Source organism: Pseudoalteromonas umbrosa, from assembly GCF_030125375.1.
GTDB lineage: Bacteria > Pseudomonadota > Gammaproteobacteria > Enterobacterales > Alteromonadaceae > Pseudoalteromonas > Pseudoalteromonas umbrosa.
In genome coordinates, this window is sequence record NZ_JASJUU010000001.1 from 828,869 (window position 1) to 846,459 (window position 17,591).

At 38.5% G+C, this 17,591-nt stretch carries 18 protein-coding genes; 16 read left to right on the plus strand and 2 right to left on the minus strand.

Features of this window, described 5'->3' with window-relative positions:
• Positions 1-2 precede the first annotated feature (2 nt).
• The 4 genes from QNM16_RS03600 to QNM16_RS03615 all read left to right on the plus strand — a co-directional run bounded on the left by QNM16_RS03600 (position 3) and on the right by QNM16_RS03615 (position 2,866).
• Positions 3-1,109, plus strand: a complete 1,107-nt coding sequence (locus QNM16_RS03600; RefSeq protein ID WP_284019220.1) for an NAD(P)/FAD-dependent oxidoreductase — start codon at positions 3-5, stop codon at positions 1,107-1,109.
• Positions 1,110-1,248: 139 nt separating this feature from the next.
• Entirely contained in the window at positions 1,249-1,548 is a 300-nt protein-coding gene (locus QNM16_RS03605) for a hypothetical protein (RefSeq protein ID WP_284019221.1), read from the plus strand.
• Between the two features lie 408 nt (positions 1,549-1,956).
• The gene (locus tag QNM16_RS03610; RefSeq protein ID WP_284019222.1) at positions 1,957-2,247 is read left to right on the plus strand and encodes a YciI family protein; all 291 of its coding nucleotides are present in this window, start codon (positions 1,957-1,959) and stop codon (positions 2,245-2,247) included.
• A 4-nt stretch (positions 2,248-2,251) separates the two neighbouring features.
• Positions 2,252-2,866 (plus strand): DNA-3-methyladenine glycosylase I, encoded by a 615-nt coding sequence (locus tag QNM16_RS03615; RefSeq protein ID WP_284019224.1) that lies wholly within the window; start codon positions 2,252-2,254, stop codon positions 2,864-2,866.
• A 121-nt stretch (positions 2,867-2,987) separates the two neighbouring features.
• Here QNM16_RS03615 and QNM16_RS03620 read toward each other — a convergent pair whose 3' ends face one another.
• Entirely contained in the window at positions 2,988-4,259 is a 1,272-nt protein-coding gene (locus QNM16_RS03620; RefSeq protein WP_284019225.1) for an O-acetylhomoserine aminocarboxypropyltransferase/cysteine synthase family protein, read from the minus strand.
• 321 nt (positions 4,260-4,580) lie between these two features.
• Between QNM16_RS03620 and QNM16_RS03625 the strand changes: the two genes are divergently transcribed.
• The 9 genes from QNM16_RS03625 to QNM16_RS03665 all read left to right on the plus strand — a co-directional run bounded on the left by QNM16_RS03625 (position 4,581) and on the right by QNM16_RS03665 (position 14,306).
• Complete coding sequence (locus tag QNM16_RS03625; RefSeq protein WP_284019226.1) at positions 4,581-4,994, plus strand: GNAT family N-acetyltransferase; 414 nt, start codon at positions 4,581-4,583, stop codon at positions 4,992-4,994.
• A gap of 351 nt (positions 4,995-5,345) precedes the next feature.
• Positions 5,346-11,015, plus strand: coding sequence for a leucine-rich repeat domain-containing protein (locus QNM16_RS03630; protein ID WP_284019227.1), 5,670 nt, complete (start codon positions 5,346-5,348; stop codon positions 11,013-11,015).
• Between the two features lie 195 nt (positions 11,016-11,210).
• Positions 11,211-11,651: a GNAT family N-acetyltransferase gene (locus QNM16_RS03635; protein WP_284019228.1), complete on the plus strand. Its 441-nt coding sequence runs from the start codon at positions 11,211-11,213 to the stop codon at positions 11,649-11,651.
• Positions 11,652-11,750: 99 nt separating this feature from the next.
• On the plus strand, positions 11,751-12,257 hold the full coding sequence (locus QNM16_RS03640) for a GNAT family N-acetyltransferase (protein WP_284019229.1): 507 nt from the start codon (positions 11,751-11,753) through the stop codon (positions 12,255-12,257).
• 46 nt (positions 12,258-12,303) lie between these two features.
• Entirely contained in the window at positions 12,304-12,465 is a 162-nt protein-coding gene (locus QNM16_RS03645) for a VOC family protein (RefSeq protein WP_284019230.1), read from the plus strand.
• Entirely contained in the window at positions 12,432-12,650 is a 219-nt protein-coding gene (locus QNM16_RS03650; protein WP_284019231.1) for a hypothetical protein, read from the plus strand. Before QNM16_RS03645 ends, QNM16_RS03650 begins: the two co-directional genes overlap by 34 nt.
• A gap of 110 nt (positions 12,651-12,760) precedes the next feature.
• Positions 12,761-12,913, plus strand: a complete 153-nt coding sequence (locus QNM16_RS03655) for a hypothetical protein (RefSeq protein ID WP_284019232.1) — start codon at positions 12,761-12,763, stop codon at positions 12,911-12,913.
• 5 nt (positions 12,914-12,918) lie between these two features.
• Positions 12,919-13,170: a GNAT family N-acetyltransferase gene (locus QNM16_RS03660; RefSeq protein ID WP_284019233.1), complete on the plus strand. Its 252-nt coding sequence runs from the start codon at positions 12,919-12,921 to the stop codon at positions 13,168-13,170.
• 302 nt (positions 13,171-13,472) lie between these two features.
• A complete protein-coding gene (locus QNM16_RS03665) occupies positions 13,473-14,306 on the plus strand; it encodes a DUF6615 family protein (RefSeq protein WP_284019234.1) in 834 nt (277 codons plus the stop codon).
• 137 nt (positions 14,307-14,443) lie between these two features.
• Here QNM16_RS03665 and QNM16_RS03670 read toward each other — a convergent pair whose 3' ends face one another.
• Positions 14,444-14,833: a hypothetical protein gene (locus tag QNM16_RS03670; RefSeq protein WP_284019235.1), complete on the minus strand. Its 390-nt coding sequence runs from the start codon at positions 14,831-14,833 to the stop codon at positions 14,444-14,446.
• A 365-nt stretch (positions 14,834-15,198) separates the two neighbouring features.
• Between QNM16_RS03670 and QNM16_RS03675 the strand changes: the two genes are divergently transcribed.
• The 3 genes from QNM16_RS03675 (at position 15,199) to QNM16_RS03685 (ending at position 17,405) form a co-directional block, all read left to right on the plus strand.
• A complete protein-coding gene (locus QNM16_RS03675; RefSeq protein WP_284019236.1) occupies positions 15,199-16,269 on the plus strand; it encodes a hypothetical protein in 1,071 nt (356 codons plus the stop codon).
• A 342-nt stretch (positions 16,270-16,611) separates the two neighbouring features.
• Entirely contained in the window at positions 16,612-16,875 is a 264-nt protein-coding gene (locus QNM16_RS03680; protein ID WP_284019237.1) for a hypothetical protein, read from the plus strand.
• 131 nt (positions 16,876-17,006) lie between these two features.
• Positions 17,007-17,405: a glycoside hydrolase family protein gene (locus QNM16_RS03685; RefSeq protein WP_417709492.1), complete on the plus strand. Its 399-nt coding sequence runs from the start codon at positions 17,007-17,009 to the stop codon at positions 17,403-17,405.
• The last annotated feature ends 186 nt before the right edge of the window (positions 17,406-17,591 follow it).

Here is a 17,591-nt window from a genome sequence, read left to right on the forward strand (position 1 = left end):
TTATGGCGATAACGGATTATCAAGTCGTCATTATGGGGGCAGGTGTTGCGGGTATGACCGCAGCACTTGTGCTCGCTAAAAAGGGCGTGAAAGTTGCTGTTGTGGATAAAAACTCGAGACAAAAGCAAAGCTTTGGAGAGTGTGTTCATGGAACAATACAACCGATTTTATCTGAACTAAATTTATTTGAGCAATTTTGCCGTGATGGCCATTTTGAATTGCAAGGGTATGAAGTTGACTGGGATAGAGAAGGCCGCTATGAACGAAACTTAATTGCTAGCCCATACGGAACAGGATGGATTTTAAATAGAGAACGTTTTGATAGCAGCTTATTAAGCGCTGCTTTAACAGCGGGTGTTGATTTTTTCTGGAATACCAGATTAATAGACATTAGTCGTGATAATAAGTGGCTGCTTCAGACGAAAAATACAGAGCGGGTATGCTCTAATACCAACCAAAAACAGCAGTTTACTGCCAGTTATATTGTGGATGCCACAGGTCGAGCTCGGGTATTAACTCGAAAGCTCAATATTGCTGAAAAAAAAGCGGACGCCTTAATGGCGTGTTGCACATATCTACATCACGATGGCAATGGGCTGATGGGCAAGCAAAATGCGGTGATAAAAAGCTGTTCTAATGGCTGGTGGTATTTGGCACCATTCTCACAAACAATGGCGACATTATGCTTTTTTACAGACAATGATTTAGATATGCCTAAATCACATACAGCTTTATTGCACCAAGCAAGTGAACTTACTTACTTAAAACCTTATTTGGCTCAGTGTAAACTTGAGAAAACGACTGAATTTAAAGCCGTTTCTTCTTATTCTTCCTGTGTGGCTAGTTGCATTGGAGATGGGTGGATAGCTATTGGTGATGCGGCTTGTAGCTATGATCCACTTTCTTCTTATGGGATCACGTCAGCGATGGGCAGTGCCTATTACGGTGCAACAGCGATAGTTCAAGCTATGGCGCAGGAACAAGACTCTTTAGAGCAGTATCAGCAGCTTATGCATGAGCAGTTTCTTACCTATGTGATTGATAAAAATAAAGAGTATCAAAGGGTTACACACTATGATACGGATTTTTGGAAAAGGCGACAGTATTGAAAATCTTTTTAGGTGTGTTTAGTTTAAATTTTTGTTAATTTTAAGTGGTGGGTTCTATTGGTATATTGCAACCGCTTGGCGGCTTTACCAAACACACCACCTTTTATTTAAATAGGTATTATCAGATAAGGAAATAACAATGGATTTTGATTTTGCAGTAGAGCAAATTAAATTGGTTGGCCAAGAGCAAGGCTATGAAATGACAGAGGGTAGTCGTACTTTTGAAATATTTATTGATAATCATCATGCTGTTGCATACAAAATAATTGCAAGTAGCTCGTCTGGGTATATTCAAGTACATCAGTGGGAAGCTGGGGATGCTGATTCTGAAGGCCAGTACGGCAGGGGAGTATATTCTTTACGTAATTACAGCGATGTAGCGCACTTTTGTAATATTCTTGTTGCCAGTGCTTATATTCGCGCCCGAAGAAAAGACTAAAACACAGCTAGCTTGATGCATTTAAGTGTTCGCGAGCAGCTCAAATTGTAATTTGGTAAAGGGGTTTACCACCTTTTTGATGGTAAATACCCCTTGTATTGATAAACTATTATTCAGTTTATAACTCAAACGGTTAGACTTTAAGGCGTTGCTTATAAATTATAAAACGCAAACTGGTACACAGAAGTGTGCTATCCAAAGTTAACTTTTCTGCCTTTGTAACCCTGTCTTTTAATTGAAATACCCTTGTCTTTTTTAGTAGACCCTTCGTGATGAAAAGCGCTTTTCTTAACATCTGTTTGCATCAGTGCTTGCTTTTTTCTTTTTGCACCAATACTGTATGAATAACCAGTTTTTAGTTGAAAAGTTTAATCTACTCAAATATTACAAATAATATAAGGATGAAAGATGTTTGTTGTACTGCTGAAGTTTTCAGATAATAAATCTCAAGCCGCTGAGTATATGGGGGCTCATAATCAATGGATTAAACAAGGCTTTGATGATGGCGTATTTATACTTGTGGGAAGTTTGCAACCGGGGCTTGGTGGCTCAGTGATTGCGCATAATACATCCCTTGAAGACTTACAAACACGAGTTAATTCAGACCCTTTTGTGGCTGAAAATGTCGTTACTGCTGATATTTTAGAAATAGCTCCCAAAAAGACAGACGAAAGGCTGTCATTCTTGTTGGGTCAATGATTGTATGAGTGCAATAGTAACGAGTGAAGATGGCCAAGAGCGTTGCAAGTGGGCGGCTTCTGTCCCTGAATTTATTGACTACCATGATACAGAGTGGGGCTTTCCTGTGGGTGATGATATCCGCCTGTTTGAAAAACTGTGCCTTGAAAGCTTTCAATCTGGTTTAAGTTGGAGAACAATTTTAGCAAAACGAGAGAACTTTCGACGTGCATTCATGGGGTTTGACTTTAATAAAATTGCGGATTTTACTGATGCAGACATTACGCAATTACTATCGGATGAAGGCATCGTTCGCCATCGCGGAAAAATAGAAGCCACCATTAATAATGCGAAAAAAGCCCAAGAAGTGGTTACAGAGATGGGCTCACTCGCAGCCTACTTTTGGCGTTATGAACCATCGTCTGAAAGTATGAATGAACCACAAACGCAATCGACTTCAGATGTGTCCAAAGCGATAGCGAAAGATTTGAAGAAAAGAGGTTGGAAGTTTGTAGGCCCGACGACAGTGTATGCTTTTATGCAGGCGATGGGGCTGATCAATGATCACGCTGAGGGATGTATTATCAGAGCGAAGGTTGAAAAAGCGCGTCAACAATTTAAAAGACCGCAATTACCTTGATGTGTTCCAATCTAGAAATCGTTTCATGATTTAAAGCTGAGTTAAAAACCATTAACTCAGCTTTATACGCGAATACGCGATTGCACAAGGCATAAAAATTCGTACAAGCTCTATCAGTGCTTTATGCTTTATCTAGCGCTTGCGACACATCTGCAATGATGTCATCGATATGCTCTATACCCACTGAAATACGAACGAGATCTTCACTCACACCAGCTGAAGCCAACTCTGCTTTATTTAGCTGCCTATGTGTGGTTGATGCAGGATGACAGGCGAGTGATTTTGCATCTCCAATATTGACCAACCGAAGGATCATATTTAAAGCATCGATAAATCGAGTACAGGCTTCAATGCCACCTTTGATACCAAAACTTAAAATCCCAGAAGCTTTACCGCGAGTAATTTTAAGGCAGGCGTCATGATCTGGGCTGCTTGCAAGGGCGGCGTAATTAACCCATTCAATTTTTGGATGTTGTTGTAAATATTCCGCCAGTTTTTGCGCGTTTTCACAATGACGATCCATTCTTAGCCCAAGTGTCTCTATACCTTGAAGAATCTGAAATGCGTTCATCGGTGATAATGCAGCGCCTGTGTTTCTCAGTGGGGCAACACGACATCGGCCAATATAAGCCGCTTCAGCAAAAGCTTCTGTGTATACCACGCCATGATAAGAAGGATCGGGCTCGTTCATCACTGCAAACCGCTCTTTATTTGCAATCCAATCAAATTTACCTGAGTCAACAATGATGCCGCCAATGGTCGTGCCATGGCCGCCCATATATTTAGTTAATGAATGTACGACAATATCTGCGCCCAGTTCAAAAGGGCGGCACAAATAGGGAGTTGCTACCGTATTGTCTACAATAACTGGTACACCGTGTTTGTGCGCTATTTCTGCAATTCGGCTGATATCGACGATATTGCCAGCGGGATTACCTATGGACTCACAAAAAACAGCTTTAGTGTTGCTATCAATCGCAGCTTCAAAGCCATCAAAGTCATCATAAGAAACCATCTTGACTTGAACGCCTTGTCTTGGCAATGAGTGAGCAAATAGGTTATATGTGCCTCCATAGAGTTGGCTGGTACTAATGATATTGTCACCAACCTCAGTGAGGCATTGTATTGCGTATGTAATTGCAGCCATGCCTGATGACACCGCTAATGCGCCGATACCACCTTCCATTGCCGCAACGCGTTTTTCTAGCACATCATTGGTTGGATTCATGATCCGTGTGTAAATATTGCCAGGTACTGCGAGGTTAAATAGGTCTGCACCATGTTCTGTGTTATCAAAAGTATATGAGGTTGTTTGATAAATTGGCACTGCCGCAGATTTGGTTGTGGGCTCGGATGTATATCCTTCATGTAAAGCAATTGATTCTAATTTCACAAAACTCTCCCTAACTTAAGTGTAATTGATATAAACGCTTAACTATTATGGTGATAATCAGGTGCTATTTAGCGTTTAAGATGTATTCGTTATATCAACTTCAAAAACCCAAATTGAACATAGCACACTTTTTGGACGTTGAGATAATTCAAAGAGACAGTTGAAATGAAGAGAGAAAAAACAAATCAGTTTATGATCTGGTGTCTTTAAGGTGTGTATTTTCAGGCATGACAATAGCTCGCTTCACTGTTGAAAGTAAGATAAGTAATAGAGCGATATGAGGATTGTTATCAATCTAAAATATAAAATAGGGAAAGCGATATGAAATTGAAAATCAACACGATTGGGCCTTCAGCCAAAGAGTTTGTGCAATTACGCGCTGATGTTGGTTGGGGTGATACAGATTTGAGTATGGCTACAATGAGTTTGGAGCAGTCACTATTTCATGTTACTGCACGTATGGATTCACAGCTTGTTGGAATGGGCAGGGTTATAGGTGATTGTGCCTTGTTTTTCTATATTCAAGAGCTCGCAGTGCATCCAAATTATCAACAAACAGGGATCGGCGGTATGTTGATGGTGCAGATTGAAAGTTGGTTGTGTGATAATGCTCCAAAAGGCGCAACGATTAGCCTTATGTCAGCGAGGGGGAAAGAATCGTTTTACAGACGTTACGGGTATGATCTAAGAACGGGTATGCCACTAGGTTATGGTATGTGTAAATTAATTGAGTAGTTTTGAATAGTCATTATTGCATATTATGGCGAGCACAGACTCAAAACCCCCCTTAAGAATGTTCAAAGCAACCTATTAAATTGCTCACTGTTGGAAATTAATAATTGCAAATCCGCTGGGAATAATCTTTCAATGGGTTCAAAAATGCAACAAATTTTAGATAGTAGGTAAATTAAAGTTTCTAATAGTATGTCGAATAAGCCCCTTATCTATCTGAATTTCATATTAAAAGAAAATGCATATCTAAAAAGTAAACTGACCACTACCTATCTGCTTAAATTTTAACCTTGAACATTTATTGTGCTGTGTGTATTCTGCGCCTTTTTGCAAAAATTAGTGAGGAAAATACAATTGAATAGTGCGGTAAGTAAGATATGCCTCGCAGGCCTGATAGGAATAATTTCAGGGTGCGGTGGCGGTTCTTCAGATAAGCAGGAAGAAAGTATAACGCAGCCAGTTGTTGCCAATACTGTACCTGTGGTTTCTATCGAAGGGCAAACGCATTCCGATGAGATGCAAGCGATTAGCTTGATAGCAAATGGACATGACAAAGAGAGTCAATTGCTGAACTACACATGGTCACATGATGGAGGTTCAGCGATCGTTCTCGTTGGTGAAAACAACGCCAGTATTACCGCACGCACCAATGATTTAGTTAAGGACACGCCGATAACATTTTCAGTTACCGTGTCAGATGAACAAGGGGCAACAGCAACAGCAACTCATTTAGTGACGTTCATTGACACTCCTGTTTTGACAATTGAGACAAAAGAGCATGCCATCGAACAATCATCCTTTTCTGTAAAGGCAGGTGTTGCAACGAGCAAGGAAATTACGTCCTATGAGTGGGCTAGCAATGCACCTGACTATATTGAAGTGACAGGTACTGATACCGATACACTTATAATAAGCAGTGGTGATATCAACGAAGATATTCCTATTACTTTTAATCTGACTGTCACAGATGAGACTGGCGGAGAAGCGACATCATCTACTTCGGTTGTGATTAAAGCATTTGCACAACAATTAAAAATATCGGGTAAGGTAACAGATCAACCTATTGAAAACGCAAATGTTAAAGCGCAAATTGGTGATAAGGTATTTACGGCAGTCGCAGATAGCTTTGGTGAATACACACTTGCTATTAATTTAGAGCAAGGTGAAGAGGCCTATGCAAATGAATTAGTGAAGCTGAGCGCAACAGGTCAAGATAAACAAAGTTTTGTAGAGTTTGTTTCGCAGCTAGGATCTTTGTCTCAACTTAGCTTGGCAGCTGGCGACGATGAAGAGCTTAATGTTGAAGAACAGTTTGGTGTCAATGTAACCAATGTGACAACCGCTGAGTATGCATTATTGTCATCATTTGATGATGCATTTAATTCGGGTGAGCTTCTTGAGCAACGTAAACTTGGCGTCAGTGCCAAAGATAAATTAGATATTGCAACTTTGCTTAAAGCGATTGTAGATAATGACACAGTGGATCTGCCAGACGGGTATGCTACAACGTTAGAATTGGTAAAGGACGAAAATGCCGCTACTCAGTACCTTGCCCAATTAAAAGAAGAGCAGCCTGAGCTTATTGAGCGCACTATAGATGCTTTGAAGTCGGACACCGATTTATTTCAGCCCGCTGAGATCATCTTAGATGAAGTTTTGTGGGTAACTGAACCTGACTTTCAATATGGTATTTATTTTGGTCTTGAGTTGAATGATGACAATACTGGTTATTATATCTCAGACGAGCGCCATAAAGTGTCTTGGGAGCGTGAAAATAATCGTGTTGTAGTTACTTTTTTAGAGCCTGTTACACTCAATTACAACGCTTATATGGATGAATACCACTTTCTAGAACTAAATCGTATAGAGCTAGATTTTTACGCGCAAAATACGAACTTTAACTCAGCAAGCGTTACCTTTATTGGTGATGCGCATGTGGATTCAAAGTTACAGACCCGTCAGTTTTCTTTTCACTCACAAACTTATACAAAAAGTAGCTTTGCGCAATTGTCTCAGCCTACATTAGAGGGAACTTGGTCACTTCATAAAATAATCAACGCCCGAGAAAACGTATATTTTGAATATGAGTTTGATGAGAACGGTATAGCTACAAATATACAAAGCTCAGAGCAAAGCAAGTGGCAAATCTCTGGGAATGAACTTACCTTTCAACAAGGTAAAAGAACTCAAATATTGCAGCTTATTGCGCATAATGAGTTTGGTTATCATTTTATGGGGCACACAGTAGAAGACGACCAAATAATCCAATCCTACAACACTTATATGGTCAAACATCAAGATGTAAGCTTTGATACGTTTGATTACCAGCGTACCTGGGTAAGATTAAAAGATATTCACAATAGTGTATTTAGAATTGATGAACAAGGGTTGGTTCATTTTGGCTTTAACACAGGGCGACAGTACTCGCTTGAGTCAGGAAAACTTGTATCATATCGCTATTCATTTGATGGGAATGGTAGGTATAAGGCTTGTGAAAATAGCGAGTTATGCGTTGTTAGTACTGAATACTCTTATCAGTTATTGGCTGTTTCTGGCGATACAATCGCAGTTAACTCTACTCTAAAACTTATAGACCAAAATTACACTTTTGAGATGATAAAGTTTATAGAAGTAAAAGACGAACATGAGCTTCTCTTTTCTTTTGATGATGAGCTATCAGCAAACAATATTAGATTGTATGGCGACAATGGCAGTATCATAACCAGCGTTGACTATTGTTATGAAGATAAGCCTTGCGAGATATCTTTGAGGCTCATCAGTCAAGAGGTTTCAGACTTTTATTCATTCGAACAACGACAAGGTTATTATGAGCTGACGTCACCGTATGATAATAGCAAACTGTATCTTGAAGTTACTGACCTTGGTGACAACAGCTTTGCCATATGCTTAAAATCGGAACTCTCAGCTGTATGTGATGAGTCAAATACAACTGTTTATTCGACAACACCGGTAACTTATCCTATTACAGTAAAAACCAACGGTGCAGGTCGCATCGATTTTAATGCCGAGAATGTTCTTCTTGGTGAGAGTATTGGCCTTCGTGTATTAGCAGATGAAGGACACTATATTACTGCTTTAAACATATGTGGCCGTGATTTCTCTACTGATTTAGAAAGCATCCAAACTGAGTTTTCTTACATAGTAAATGAATACGATGCATGTGAAATCGAAGCAACCTTTGAAGAAAAGCTACCAGTATATGGCAAGCACCTTCTTTATGATCCGTCCTTATACTTCCCATTGCTACATGAGTTGAATGTTCATCCTAACGGGGAAGGGGTCTACACATATAATGAAAGCGCTGATTACTCACCCGAGATAAAATTCTTTTGGCATAATTTATCTGAGTACCATACTCGTGCTGAGTTTGAATATGTTTTTTCAGTTAATTTCACAAGTTATTATGCTGATGTATTTACTAACGATGACTTTTATACATTTATTAATGCCTTGGAGTTCAGCTATCTAGATGGCAATTCTTTAGTTTGGGCGCTTGATGCAGATGAAAGTGATGATGGTCTAGGCTTTGAGGTTGGTCCAGTTATCCATAAAAGCTTTGCAGGGGAAGAAGTTCAGGAGTTGACTGACTGGGTAGGAAAGTGGGTTTTTGTATATCAAAATTCATATACATATTATGAAATTGAGATTTCGGCAGATGGACAGGCTGTGTTAGAAACCGTGTCAGAGCAAGGTTTTCAAACTAGCCCAGTGCAATTGAGCTGGGAAGTAGATGAATTAGGGCAATTGAAATTAACTGCTTTGGATAATGCTCTCGACACTTATATTTTAAAGCCTGTTAATCAGCATAATGGATTTATTCAAATAGAAACTCAGGACTCTAATTTGTTTGATGGTATGCGCTATTTCCAAAAAGGAATTGGTATCATGGCAAAAGCAATGAATGAGCCATTATCTATTGAAAAACTCACTGGGCAGTGGCGCTTTAAGTGGGGCCCTGAGTCAAACGTATATCATGGCTTTGTTATACATGAAGACGCATCTGTAAATAAATATGCTCAGTTTGGTGATGTTCAACTGGATGAGAATGCTTTTGAAGTCCGTTATTATCTCGATTACTCCCCTGAGTGTGAGACCGACCCAACGTTTTGCATAATAGACCAATCAGAGCGATTTAAGGTATTGTCTAAAAATAATGGGTTAGTGTTACTTGCAAAAGGGAATGGTGAATACCATATTGCGGAACACAGCTCTAACATGCATGTTGAGCAATTTATTCCAAGCGCACTAAATAGATTTAGCTTTTATCACTTAAATGGTGAGAGGTATGTAACAGGAGACATATACTACAGATACTTTGATGAGGATAAGAATAACTGGGAAATTTCAACGGTCTTTGATGAAACAATCGGGACTGCAAAGTTCATTGACGGAAAGTTTTTTCAACAAACCCCGCAAGGCGCTTATTGGATTGCACCCGTTATGCATATACCGAATGGTATTAAGGTATGCGTATATCAAGACGGCCAAAGTTGTGAACAAGGGATTGAACAAACTTGGTTTTACCAAATCCCAAGTTTTGATATCACGCTTGATGTAAGTCAGGGTGGGGCTGTTAACACTAATTCATCGCTAGAAAACGTGCCTTTTTATCATGACACTCACATGACATTGTTGGCTGATGAAGGTTATCGTATTGCTGACTTTGAAGGGTGTAATGCGCGTTTTGCATGGGAAAATAGTATTTCTGAGATTGGTATTGTGCTACCTTCGCTGGTGTCTGATTGCACATTAAAGGTGTCGTTTGAGCAGGATAATGGGCAATCTATACTTGAGTCGCTGGGTATTGAAGACTCTACTTTCAAAGCTTGCTTAGAGAGCCAAGGCAATATCTTTCCACAATATTCAAACAATTTATCTTGTTACTCATACTCTGAAGATAACATTCAAATTGATAATTTGAATGGCATTGAAAAGTTTAAATTCTTAACGTCAATGTCTTTTTATAACATTAGTTTATCTGGGCAGGCAATTGCTGATCTTGAGAGTTTAACGCAATTAGAATCACTTGATTTTACAGGTGTCGACTTTTCACATTTAGATTTAGGTGGTCTCAATACGTTGAAAAGTTTACGTCTTAGTTATGGCTCGACAGTGACGAGTATGGAACTACCTACACACAGTTCTCTAGAGCAATTACAAATTGAAGGTGCCTTGTTTACAGAACTAGATTTGTCCAATCAAGTCAGTTTGTTAAGCTTATCTCTTAGGTCTTCAGACTTAACGCATTTAGATTTATCTAGCAATGTTGAGCTAAGAACACTAGACATTGAGAGTAGTAAAATAGAGAGTATTTCGGGGGTTACAACGGCGCATAAAATACAAAGCATATACGCTGAAAGCTCAGCTTTAATGGCATTGGATTTACGTAATTTGAACGAAATTCAGAACGTCAGTGTAAGACAAACCCAAATCACTAAACTTGAGTTGGGCGGAAATCCATTACTTACGTCTTTAGATGCATCTTATTCGCCATTAGTTAGCCTCAATATTGAGCCGGATACTTATGCTTTGTCTTACTTGACACTCAATAATACGAATATCGAAGCATTAGATCTTAGCTACTTTGAGCATTTGTATTCTTTGGAGGTGACTTCTACTCCTTTGACGAGCTTAAACTTAGAAAGTAATCAGAACTTATTTTCACTACAAGCGGCTGAAGCTAAGCTTACTGAGGTAAAACTCGAAAACTTAACGAATTTATACACTCTAAACTTGGAAGGAAACCCATTGGCGAAGTTTGAGTTTGACGAAAACATGACCTCTTTGATTGACTTAAATTTATCAAATACAGATGTGACAGAGCTGCACATTCCTCAGGGATCAAACTTACAGTTTTTAAACTTTTCAAACAACACATTGGATAATATCACCGGTGTTGAGTATATATCTACCAAGCAGACATCGTTTTGGTTATCTGGTACGACTATTAGCGATGAACTATTGCAGTATATTCAAAGTAATAATGTACAAGTTTATCAATAATTAATTTGGGGGCTTGTGCCCCCAAATTCACTATATTCTTATTTGAAAATGCGATAAATCTGGCGTCACCTGCACGATACATCGTGGTTAAAACACCTTTATCTTTCATCGTTCCTATGCCGTTTTGTGTTATGTTGAGTGATACTTGTTTTCTTAGGCTCAATAACCAACTTAATACGCTTAAAAGGAATGAATATGCAGATTAGCGTTATTACAGATGAAAACCTTATTAAATCATACATCAGCAAACTCTATTCAGAGTTATTTGGTGAGTCAAAAGTACCAACATCCGCTGAGTTTGACAGTATATTTGATGCATTGCCTGCATATGGACACACTGCATATGAGGTAAAAATAAATGATGAAGCTGTGGCATTTTTTACTTTATCGGAGTCCTTTTCATTTTTTGCCAGTGGCCGTTATGGGATCATTAATGAGCTTTGGGTCAGCCCAGATCACCGTGCACATGGGGTAGGGTCTAAAGTAATTGATGAAATAATCAGTCTTGCAAAGGAGCATGAATGGTCGCGGGTCGACGTATCAGCGCCACCGAATACACAATGGGACAGGACATTTGCGTTTTATCAAAAGTGTGGTTTTGAATTTACTGGCAGAAAGTTAAAGCGCTACGTGTAGTGTGAGGTTTGATCAGGCTGCCTTTACTTTGTGGTTATTTATAAATAACTTAGAAAGTGATAAATACAATTAGGTACACTTGTGTAGAGGTAAAGGACTATGTATAGAGAAGCAACATTAAAAGACAGTGCAAACATCGCCGCACTGTCGGCGCAGGTTTGGCTCCACAATTATGCCCTTGATGGAGTAAATGATGCAATTTCAGCGTATGTTTTGAGTGAGTTTACGGCTGAAAATATCGCAAACAAAATCAAGGACAATAGTTATCAATATATTCTTTGTGAAAACGCGAGCAATCTTACAGGGCTAGTGTCTTTGGACTATTCGGCCACTTGCCCCGTTACATCAAAACCCAGTCCTGAGCTAGATAGGCTGTATATTCAAGAGCCGTTTACAGGCAAAGGCTTAGGCAGAAAATTGCTTGATGCTGCCATTAATACTTGCAAAAACGCTGGACACTCTAAGCTTTGGTTAACTGTTTTTCACAAAAACGAGCGCGCCTTGGCTTTTTATAAACGTCATAATTTTAAAGTCATTGGCGAGACGTATTTTGTGTTAAACAATGAGCGACACCTCAATTACGTGTTGAGTATAGATACGTTTTAAGCATCGCTAGCAACACCGGTTAGACTGCGCTTTTTAAATGAAAAATATGAAATCAAATGATATACGCCCATTTATTCCAGTAAAAGAGTTAGCTGTGTCGAAAGCCTTTTACGAGGCGTTAGGCTTTATCAGCGACGATGCCAATGAAGACATGAGCGTGATTAGCAATGGCACATGTACGTTCTTTTTGTACAAGCTGCTGAAATAAATTGTGACGCGGGTTTGATGTTTCAACTCAGTGTACCTGATATTCAAGCCGCTCTGAATTCCATCCAAAAAGTAAAAAACATAGATATAAGGTATGAACCTATCAAAGAAGAGAGATGGGGTAAAATCATCTACCTTTGGGGGCCATCAGGTGAAATGTGGCATATTACTGAGCTGAATAGGTAATTTATCTGGTGTGCTAAACAGCGTTTTTCATCCCCCAGTTAAATAAAGTACAGCACTGTTTATTTATACAGTTATATGTATAATCATATCAGTTTTACCTAGGAGTGATTATGAATTATACAATTGAAGAGCATGTACCTACGCCCCAAGAATACTGTGATATGCGTGTGACGGCTGGCTTGTCAGCTAAATCTTTAAAAGCCGCAGAAATTGGCTTACCTAACACCTTATTGGTGTGTCTATTCGCCACGATGGCAAGCTAATCGGTATGGGCCGAGTTGTGGGCGATGGCGCATGTAATTTTGAAATTGTAGATGTCGCAGTTGACCCACAATACCAAGGGCAAGGCTTAGGCCGACAAGTGATGGAATACATTGATAGATACCTAACATCGGTTGCACTTGAAGGCTCGTATGTATCCATGATCGCTGATGAGCCTAAATTTTATGAAAAGCTAGGCTATCGCTTGGTGGCGCCAAAAAGCCAAGGTATGACCAAAAAGTTTTATCAAGCAAAATGATTTGTGGGGAGTATGTGATTCCCTTTGAATATTTGCATTCTTTGTATTACAAGATTGAGGTGTATTTTTGCGAATTGTATTCCGTGGTCAAAGAAGGAGTTATCCAATAAAGTTATACCTAGCGGCATGAAGAAGTATCAAAAGAGATAATGCGTATTATAAGTGGGTGGGAGGGTGATATTATTAAGAATGTGCGTGAAAAGATGAGAGAATTGGCTTAAGACACCACATATGTTGTTTAGTTGCCTATGGTAATAAATGAGGATAAATTAACTACTTAATTGTAATAAAAACAGAATTTCTTGGAAATTGCAGTGGATATATGCACTAAGAATACCGCGTTAAACAAAAAAGTTATTGAGAAAGTTAGTGGCGTCAATGAAGAGTCGATAACTGATTATCTAATTTGGAAGTGGGCTGAGATAGATCCGAATTGTAGCTATTTTAGCACTCAAACACATAATCGAATGAAAGAGAGTGGTGTTACTGGATCTGATTTTGAACTTTGGATTCGTACTAAGAGTGGAATTCTACCATTGTCCATTCAGGCTAAAAAATTTGTGAAGCAAACTGACAGTTATCACCGCAAGTTAAGGTACCCCAACAACACAAATGCTCAGATGGATATGCTTTTTGATTACGCAAAAAAGAACAAGATGTTTGCTTGTTATGCTTTTTACACAATTCCTGATGTTGATTCAAAGACAATAGGAGGCCATCCTGCCCAAGATTTTGGAGTATTTTTGGCGCTGGGCACGTTCATTAAAAACTTGATGAAGCCAATAGATACAACTTCAAAAAAGGATAAAAAAACAAAATCTCCAGTAATAACTAAAAATGATATTTTAAAGGAAACAATTCCTTTGCATGCACTTTTTTGTTGCGGCGATAAGTTATCAATTGCCAAGTTACTTATCAAAGAATACAGGAAGGTCTATCAGCTTTCAGCGATTGATTTTAGAGAGTTTTTTCCTAAACTACAGGATTGCCCTAAGCATATACAGGCGCTATTTGATAAAAAACCAGATGGAGCAAGGGAGATTTTTGAGGCTGTTCATGATGATGTTGATGTTGCAAAAGAACCAAGTAATAAACCGAGACACATAATTGCATATGATCTCACTGTTAAAAAATAGATTGCGCAACTTAACTGCGCATTTTTTGTGTCTATAATTTGTTGAATAATAATAAGTTTAGATCAAAAGTGCGCAAACTCACTGCGCAATGTGCGCAATGTGCGCAAATTAATGCGCATGAGACCTAAAGTGCGCAACTATATTTTAAGTGAACGCTCAATGTAGTCTCGATACTCAATATAAGCTGGCTTAAATGTAGCTTCACAATTGAAGTACACTTTTGAAATATTTGAAGGTACATAATCTGTTTTTTCAGGTGTCTCTGATAGCTTGAGCAACGTAAATAAATTTCTTGCACGACGCATGTTGCTATCTAACCTCGAAATCTCTTTATCCTTGTCAATTGATAGAAATATACGTGACTTAGTTGAAAGCTTCAGGCTCGATGATTGTAGTTCTGATACAATAGTTTCGTAATCAAGTTTTGCACTTTTGTACTCGGCAATTGTGAAGGGTAAGTAGTCCTTAGAGGAGTTGTCATAACGTATATAGAGTAAATCGACCTTGCTTTGGGCTCTTAAAAGCAAAAGATATACATTTTCCAAAGCCTCCAGCACTCATATTTCTTGTTATAGGCTATCTGCTTTCTCCAAGACGCAACCGCATACACAGCACATACACCTCCAACAAAACCACCAATATTTGATAGCACAGAGAGGATGTTGCCAATTGAACTAATCACAAAAAGCACTGGTGGGTCTATTAGGTTGTCGGCAATTGCACCAACTATAACGAGACAAACAGCAATCAAAAAAAAGTGAGCGTTTTTCAATGTGTATTCCTTATATTCTTAATCTTTAAATACTCTATCACGAATTTGGATAGGTGATTAAAATCGTGTAGGATTCTGAATTCTAAGTGGGTTTGTGAGTTTAGGGCTAAGGATAAAGAATTGAGTAAAAGAACACAGCTTGAGCGAGATGAAGCTGAAAATAAAGACAACACAAAACTAATAGAAAGATTAGGCAAGACCTTCCAGTTACTTTTGCGATGTACGTTAGTAGTGCCGCCACTAATACTCGTGATTCAGCTGTGGTTCGTATGGGACCAGCTGGATTTTGATCTAAGTAAAATCTCAAATTGGACTGGCGTTCCTGAAACATTCTCTCTTCCGATAGGTATATTTACCCTTTTAATAGCCCTCACATCATTGATTGGCCTTTATTGGCGTAGCTTGAAGATACAGGCTCAGCTTGAGGTTGCTCAAAAACAGTTTGAATTGGCGCAGGAGCAATCTGAGAGAGCCAATAAGCAGTTTGTGTTATCTCAGGAGCAATTCAAATTAGCCCAGAAAAAAGAAAATTTAGGGTTTTACATCGAGCATAAGAAATTGTTTAAGGAGCATGTGGAGTCTTTACATATGCAGCATTCAAATTACCATGCGGATAGCGCTCAGCGTGTAATAATTAACTATATTAAGCTGTATAAGCGTACATTTCCCGAAAACTCGCGAAATAGTGTGGTGAATTTTTCAATGTCTTCAGCTAGTCCAAAACTTGGGATTTCATCCCCTAATTTTAATACACTAATTGATTCAATTAAATATATTTACCCAAATCATGAAAACTCGCGAAATAGTATGGTGAATTTTTCAAGGTTTTCAGCTAGTCCAAAATTTGGCCTTTCCTCCGCTAATTATAATAAATCAAGTGACTCAGTTGAAGATATTAACCCAAAACGGAAATCTATAGTATTAGAGGGTATTATGAGAGTATCGAATTTACTTAACCTAGATGGAGTTTCTTTAAGTAATAGTCGAACTGATATCTTCTTAGGACGGGATAATGTTAATGAAAGTAGTGTTGATTTTAAACAGATAAAAGTTTTTATTGATGATTTATTTCTAGGGTTAAATATTTTAAGAGATATAAATATGATAGACGAGGTGGCTTTTAATAGTGTTAAGGTAAAAGTGAATGAAGTCTGGTCCGAGTGGGAAAAAGAATTTGAAGGCAATATATAATATTCATTAAAATAGTATGAAAAATTTAAAGTAACAGTGAAAAAAACGTCTGCATTAGAGTGTTTCTCTATTTTTTAGTCAGTTTCTCAGTATTTCTCTGACACCTCTCAATATAACAAACTTCGAAAAAAAGTATTTTGACTAAAGCGATATGATGAGCCTTACGAAACCTTTTATTATGGCAAGAAGAAAAAGGGATGATGTAACTATTGAGGGTGTTTATTCTGCAAGCTAGATTTTTAAAGCGCTTGGGTGCAAGCACTGCAAAAAGTGGGTTAACGATGTATATCGCTTGGCCTCTTCTGATCTTCACTATCGAGTTTTGTACAAGGGTTAAGCAGAATGATTATAGGTCATGCTAATACGTTAGTTGGTGAGTGTCTAGGTCAAAAAGAATTGTGGCTTGATGGGTCTGGTATAGTTGTGTTAAAGGAACGTGCTAAGCCATTAGGGTATGAGTATACTTATGAAGTTCTTGATTTACCAAGTGATGGTCCATCAGGGGGAAGTTTGACATTCCTAAACCTTTTGAATTCAAGATTAATGGGATGTTTTAGGACTATGGTATCTAAAATAAAAAGAGAATTTGCAAACCCCAATAAATAGCTACTATTTCCCATGTTGAAGAAATCCGCCTAGTTTATCTAAGCGGATTTTTTTGTTTAAAGAATCTTATTTTTACAGCCCGTTCTATTTGTTTAGGTCGGGCTTTTTTATAGCGGAAATTCATCGATTTAATATCGCAACTAAAAGCACATGAGGGATTTCGCTCGCAGATGTACAAATGCACCAAAGATAAATGGACCATTGGTTATGGCTTTAATTTAGGGAGCGGTTTCACCAAAGAAGAAGCTGCGCTGTTATTGCAGTGCAGAGTTAAAACAATTTCTCAGCAGTTATCTAAAGCGCTTCCATATTTCTCTTTACTTAATGAGCAGCGAAAAGCAGTGCTAGTAAATATGGCTTTTAATTTGGGCGCTACTGGCTTAATGAACTTCAAAAAGGCACTTTCATATGTTGAAGCTAGTGATTACGAGCAGGCTGCTACCGAAATGCTAGATAGCCGCTGGGCTAAGCAGGTGCCGAATTGGGCGATAGCACTTTCAAATCAAATGCAAACTGGTGAGTGGCACTAGTTAAATTTTGGCAGATACGGTTAGTTTTATTCGATATCTCCCTCATGACTCAGCGGCGGCGTTTAAAGCAACTTTAGTGGAAACTCGTGAAGCTGATTTGCAACTGCACGTAGTTGACGTTGCCGTCTTTAGCTTAGTTTGCACGGGTGAATTTAGAAGAACTTCGACTAGTAAGGCACATAAATC

Bases quoted from the DNA above. Each gene is read 5' to 3' on its own strand.
- QNM16_RS03640 (WP_284019229.1), top strand. From the start codon at position 11,751: ATGTATAGAGAAGCAACATTAAAAGACAGTGCAAACATCGCCGCACTG.
- QNM16_RS03610 (WP_284019222.1), top strand. From the start codon at position 1,957: ATGTTTGTTGTACTGCTGAAGTTTTCAGATAATAAATCTCAAGCCGCT.
- QNM16_RS03645 (WP_284019230.1), top strand. From the start codon at position 12,304: ATGAAATCAAATGATATACGCCCATTTATTCCAGTAAAAGAGTTAGCT.
- QNM16_RS03655 (WP_284019232.1), top strand. From the start codon at position 12,761: ATGAATTATACAATTGAAGAGCATGTACCTACGCCCCAAGAATACTGT.
- QNM16_RS03605 (WP_284019221.1), top strand. From the start codon at position 1,249: ATGGATTTTGATTTTGCAGTAGAGCAAATTAAATTGGTTGGCCAAGAG.
- QNM16_RS03600 (WP_284019220.1), top strand. From the start codon at position 3: ATGGCGATAACGGATTATCAAGTCGTCATTATGGGGGCAGGTGTTGCG.
- QNM16_RS03625 (WP_284019226.1), top strand. From the start codon at position 4,581: ATGAAATTGAAAATCAACACGATTGGGCCTTCAGCCAAAGAGTTTGTG.
- QNM16_RS03680 (WP_284019237.1), top strand. From the start codon at position 16,612: ATGATTATAGGTCATGCTAATACGTTAGTTGGTGAGTGTCTAGGTCAA.
- QNM16_RS03615 (WP_284019224.1), top strand. From the start codon at position 2,252: ATGAGTGCAATAGTAACGAGTGAAGATGGCCAAGAGCGTTGCAAGTGG.
- QNM16_RS03650 (WP_284019231.1), top strand. From the start codon at position 12,432: ATGTACGTTCTTTTTGTACAAGCTGCTGAAATAAATTGTGACGCGGGT.
- QNM16_RS03635 (WP_284019228.1), top strand. From the start codon at position 11,211: ATGCAGATTAGCGTTATTACAGATGAAAACCTTATTAAATCATACATC.
- QNM16_RS03660 (WP_284019233.1), top strand. From the start codon at position 12,919: ATGGGCCGAGTTGTGGGCGATGGCGCATGTAATTTTGAAATTGTAGAT.